Origin of the sequence: Streptacidiphilus anmyonensis (assembly GCF_000787855.1) — a bacterium.
Taxonomy (GTDB): domain Bacteria; phylum Actinomycetota; class Actinomycetes; order Streptomycetales; family Streptomycetaceae; genus Streptacidiphilus; species Streptacidiphilus anmyonensis.
Map to the genome: position 1 here is coordinate 193,549 of NZ_BBPQ01000009.1, position 4,165 is coordinate 197,713.

Below are 4,165 nucleotides of genomic sequence, written 5' to 3' on the forward strand. Positions count from 1 at the left end.
GAGGCCAGCGCCGCGTTGCCGAGGCCGCCGACGCCGCCCGCCGCGGCGACGTAGGAGGTGCCGTTGCCGATCAGGTCGGCCAGCACACGGCCCTTCTTGTCCATCACCACGGTGCCGTCCGGCACGGGCAGGACCAGGTCCTCGCCCTCGGCGCCGGTACGGTTCGCACCCGCGCCGGGCTTGCCGTTGCCGGCCTTGCGGTGGGGGTGGTGGTGGTAGTCGATCAGGGTGGTGACCTGGGGGTCCACTACGAGCGTGACGCTGCCGCCACGGCCGCCGTTGCCGCCGTCCGGGCCGCCCAGCGGCTTGAACTTCTCGCGGTGCACGGAGGCGCAGCCGTGGCCCCCGTTGCCCGCGGCGACGTGCAGTTCGACGCGGTCGACGAAGGTGGTCATGATGCGGGCGCCTCTCGGTCGGCGGAATGAGCAACTCTTTCCAAACACCAAGGGTGGACCGGAATGTTCCGATCCACCCTCAGTGAGGTACTGCTGTGTCCTGCGTGTCGGCCTAAGGAGTTCAGGCGACCGGGACGATGTTGACGACCTTGCGGCCACGGCGCGTGCCGAACTCGACCGCACCGGCCTGCAGGGCGAACAGCGTGTCGTCGCCGCCACGGCCGACGCCCGCACCCGGGTGGAAGTGGGTGCCACGCTGGCGGACGATGATCTCGCCGGCGTTGACGACCTGACCGCCGAAGCGCTTCACGCCGAGGCGCTGAGCGTTCGAGTCACGACCGTTGCGAGTGGAACTCGCACCCTTCTTGTGAGCCATGTGTCCCTCGCCCCTTACTTCGCCGAGTCGATGCTGGTCACGCGAAGCGCGGTGTGGCGCTGGCGGTGGCCCATACGCTTCTTGTAGCCGGTCTTGTTCTTGTACTTCTGGATGCGGATCTTCTCGCCCTTGGTGTGGTCGACCACCTCGGCGCGGACCTTCACGCCCGCCAGGACCCACGGGTCGCTGGTGATCGCGTCACCGTCGACGACCAGGATCGTCGAGAGCTCAACGGTCTCGCCAACCTTGGCGTCGACCTTGTCGGCCTCGAAAACATCGCCGACGGCAACCTTGTGCTGCCGTCCGCCGCTACGCACGATCGCGTACACGTTGAACCCTTCTCGATTCGGTCGGAACCCCTGACGCCAGCCACACCGGTCCGAATACCCGGGGGCCTCTCCTGGACGAAAGCCCTGGAGGGATGTGCTCAGAAGCAGGCGCAACTCACTGAATGCAAAGCACGCCGAGGGTCAAGACTACGGAAGCCCCTGGGCCCGGGTCAAACCGGGCCAAGGGGCTTCACCGACGCCATCGGCGCAGCTCGGGGCCGGTGCGCGGAATGCGCACCGGCCCCGGGGTGTCGCGCGTTACTCCGAGGCGGGCTCGGGAGCCGGCTCCGACGCGGCCTTCTTCGACGTCCGCTTGGCGGTCGTCTTCTTCGCGGCCGTCTTCTTGGCGGCGACCTTCTTGGCCGCCACCTTGCGCGCGGCGCGCTTGCGGGCGGGCGCGGCGGGAGCCTCGGCCGCGGCGGCCTCGACGTCCACCTCGACGTCCTCGACCGGGGCCTCCGCGCCGGCGGGCTCGACCACGACAGCGGCCTCGGCGACGGCCTCGGCGGCCGCAGCCTCGCTCGGGATCACGACCACGGCGGGCTCGGCGCCGACCGTCGTCGTGGCCTTGCGGACCGCGCGACGGCGGGTGCGACCGCGCGACGCCGGCGCCTCGACCATCGACTCGGCGAGCTCCTCGGCCGCGGCCTGCGCGGCCACGTCCACGGCGGGAGCGACCGGCGTCGCGATGACCGCCTCGACCGTCAGCGGCCCGGCCTCCTCCGCCACCGACGCCGCCACCGGCTCGGCGTCGCGCGAGACGACCTCGATCTCCTCGTGCTCGTGGTCGACGTGCTCGTGGTCCTCGTGCACGTGCTCGTGCTCGTGGACCTCGGCCGCCTCGCCCGCGCCACCGCGGCCGCGGCGACGGCGCTTGGAGCCGCCCTCCTCGCCCTGCTGCGCCTGGCCGCCGACGCCCGGCTTGGGGCCGGCGAAACCCTTGGGCGCGGGCGCGGCCTGGTCCATGTGGACGATGACGCCACGGCCGTTGCAGTGGACGCAGGTCTCGGAGAAGGACTCCAGCAGCCCCTGGCCGACCCGCTTGCGGGTCATCTGCACCAGGCCCAGCGAGGTCACCTCGGCCACCTGGTGCTTGGTCCGGTCCCGGCCCAGGCACTCCAGCAGACGGCGCAGCACCAGGTCGCGGTTGGACTCCAGCACCATGTCGATGAAGTCGATGACGACGATGCCGCCCAGGTCCCGCAGGCGAAGCTGGCGGACGATCTCCTCCGCGGCCTCGATGTTGTTGCGGGTGACCGTCTCCTCCAGGTTGCCGCCCTGGCCGGTGAACTTGCCGGTGTTGACGTCGACGACCACCATGGCCTCGGTCTTGTCGATCACCAGCGACCCGCCGCTGGGCAGCCAGACCTTGCGGTCCAGCGCCTTCATCAGCTGCTCGTCGATCCGGTAGGTCGCGAAGATGTCGACCTCGGAGGTCCACTTCGTCAGACGCGGCGTCAGGTCCGGCGCGACGGACGAGACGTAGTCGTGGATCGTGGTCCACGCGTTCTCGCCGGAGACGATGACCTTGGAGAAGTCCTCGTTGAAGATGTCGCGGACCACGCGGACCGTCATGTCCGGCTCGCCGTACAGGAGAACCGGGGCGTTGCCGCTGTTCGCCTTCTTCTGGATGTCCTCCCACTGCTGCTGCAGCCGCTGGACGTCGCGGGTCAGCTCGTCCTCCGAGGCGCCCTCGGCGGCGGTGCGCACGATGACGCCGGCGTCGTCCGGGACGATCTTCTTGAGGATCGACTTCAGGCGCGCGCGCTCGGTGTCGGGCAGCTTGCGGCTGATGCCGGTCATCGAGCCCTCGGGCACGTAGACCAGGTAGCGGCCGGGCAGCGAGATCTGGCTCGTCAGGCGGGCGCCCTTGTGGCCGATCGGGTCCTTGGAGACCTGCACGAGCACGGACTGGCCGGACTTCAGCACCGACTCGATCCGGCGCGGCCCGTTCTTCAGCCCCAGCTGGGAGAAGTTGACCTCACCGGCGTAGAGCACCGCGTTGCGGCCCTTGCCGATGTCGACGAAGGCGGCCTCCATCGACGGCAGCACGTTCTGCACCTTGCCCAGGTACACGTTGCCGACGTAGGAGGTGGCCTGCTCCTTGTTGACGTAGTGCTCGACGAGGACGCCGTCCTCCAGCACGCCGATCTGGGTGCGCTCGCCGGTCTGGCGGACCACCATGACGCGCTCGACCGCCTCGCGGCGGGCCAGGAACTCGGCCTCGGTGATGATCGGCACGCGGCGGCGGCCCTGCTCGCGGCCCTCACGGCGGCGCTGCTTCTTCGCCTCCAGACGGGTGGAGCCCTTGATGGACTGCACCTCGTCCGGGTCGAACGGCGCCTCGCCGGACCGGCGGCGCGGCTCGCGCACCTTCACCACCGTGCGCTCCGGGTCGTCCTCGCCCGGCTGCTCGGCCTCGCCCGCGCCGTCCCCGCTGCGGCGGCGACGACGACGGCGACGACGGCTGGAGGCCGAGAGGGCCTCGCCGAGCTCGTCGCCCTCGCCCTCCTCTTCCTCGTCCTCGTCGCCCTCGGCGCCCTCCTCGGCGGCCTCCTGCTCCTCGGCGTCGCCCTCGCCCCGGCGACGGCGACGGCCGCCACGACGGCGGCGACGGGAGGGACGGCCCTCCTCGGCGTGCTGCTCCTCGCGCTCGGCGGACTCGGACTCCTCGTCCTCCTCGCCGTCCTCGTCCTCCTCGTCCGCGTGGTCGGCGGCGACGAAGACGGGCGAGGAGGCGCGGCGGCGACGGCGACGGCCGAAGGTCGGCTCCTCCGTCTCCTCCTGCTGCTCCTCGGCCTCGGCGGCCAGCGGCTCACGGGTGGAGACCTGCTCGAACACGGCGGGCTCGGTCGGCGCGGCGGGCACCTCTGCGCGACGCCGGGTACGGCGACGGCCGGTGGTCTCCTCGGCCGGCTCCTCGACGGCCTCGGTCACCTCCGCGGTCTCCTCGGCAGCGGGCGAGGCGGCGGGCGCCTCGGCGCGACGGCGGCTCCGGCGGCGCGGCTCGGCGGCGGTCTCGTCCGGCACGACGAACGCGGCGGCGGGCGCGGAGGGCCGGCGCT

Annotated in this window: 3 protein-coding genes and 1 pseudogene; all 4 read right to left on the reverse strand. The window is 71.7% G+C overall.

Annotated elements, in window-relative coordinates:
- Positions 1 to 395: pseudogene (gene obgE / locus TR50_RS12570) on the reverse strand (GTPase ObgE); the annotation flags it as partial.
- Between the two features lie 121 nt (positions 396 to 516).
- Positions 517 to 771: a 50S ribosomal protein L27 gene (gene rpmA, locus TR50_RS12575; RefSeq protein ID WP_042367989.1), complete on the reverse strand. Its 255-nt coding sequence runs from the start codon at positions 769 to 771 to the stop codon at positions 517 to 519.
- A 14-nt stretch (positions 772 to 785) separates the two neighbouring features.
- Positions 786 to 1,100, reverse strand: coding sequence for a 50S ribosomal protein L21 (gene rplU, locus TR50_RS12580; protein WP_042367991.1), 315 nt, complete (start codon positions 1,098 to 1,100; stop codon positions 786 to 788).
- 258 nt (positions 1,101 to 1,358) lie between these two features.
- Positions 1,359 to 4,165: Rne/Rng family ribonuclease (locus TR50_RS12585; protein ID WP_152648370.1), on the reverse strand; the 2,807-nt coding region annotated here is incomplete at its 5' end.

Bases quoted from the DNA above. Each gene is read 5' to 3' on its own strand.
- rpmA (WP_042367989.1), bottom strand. From the start codon at position 771: ATGGCTCACAAGAAGGGTGCGAGTTCCACTCGCAACGGTCGTGACTCG.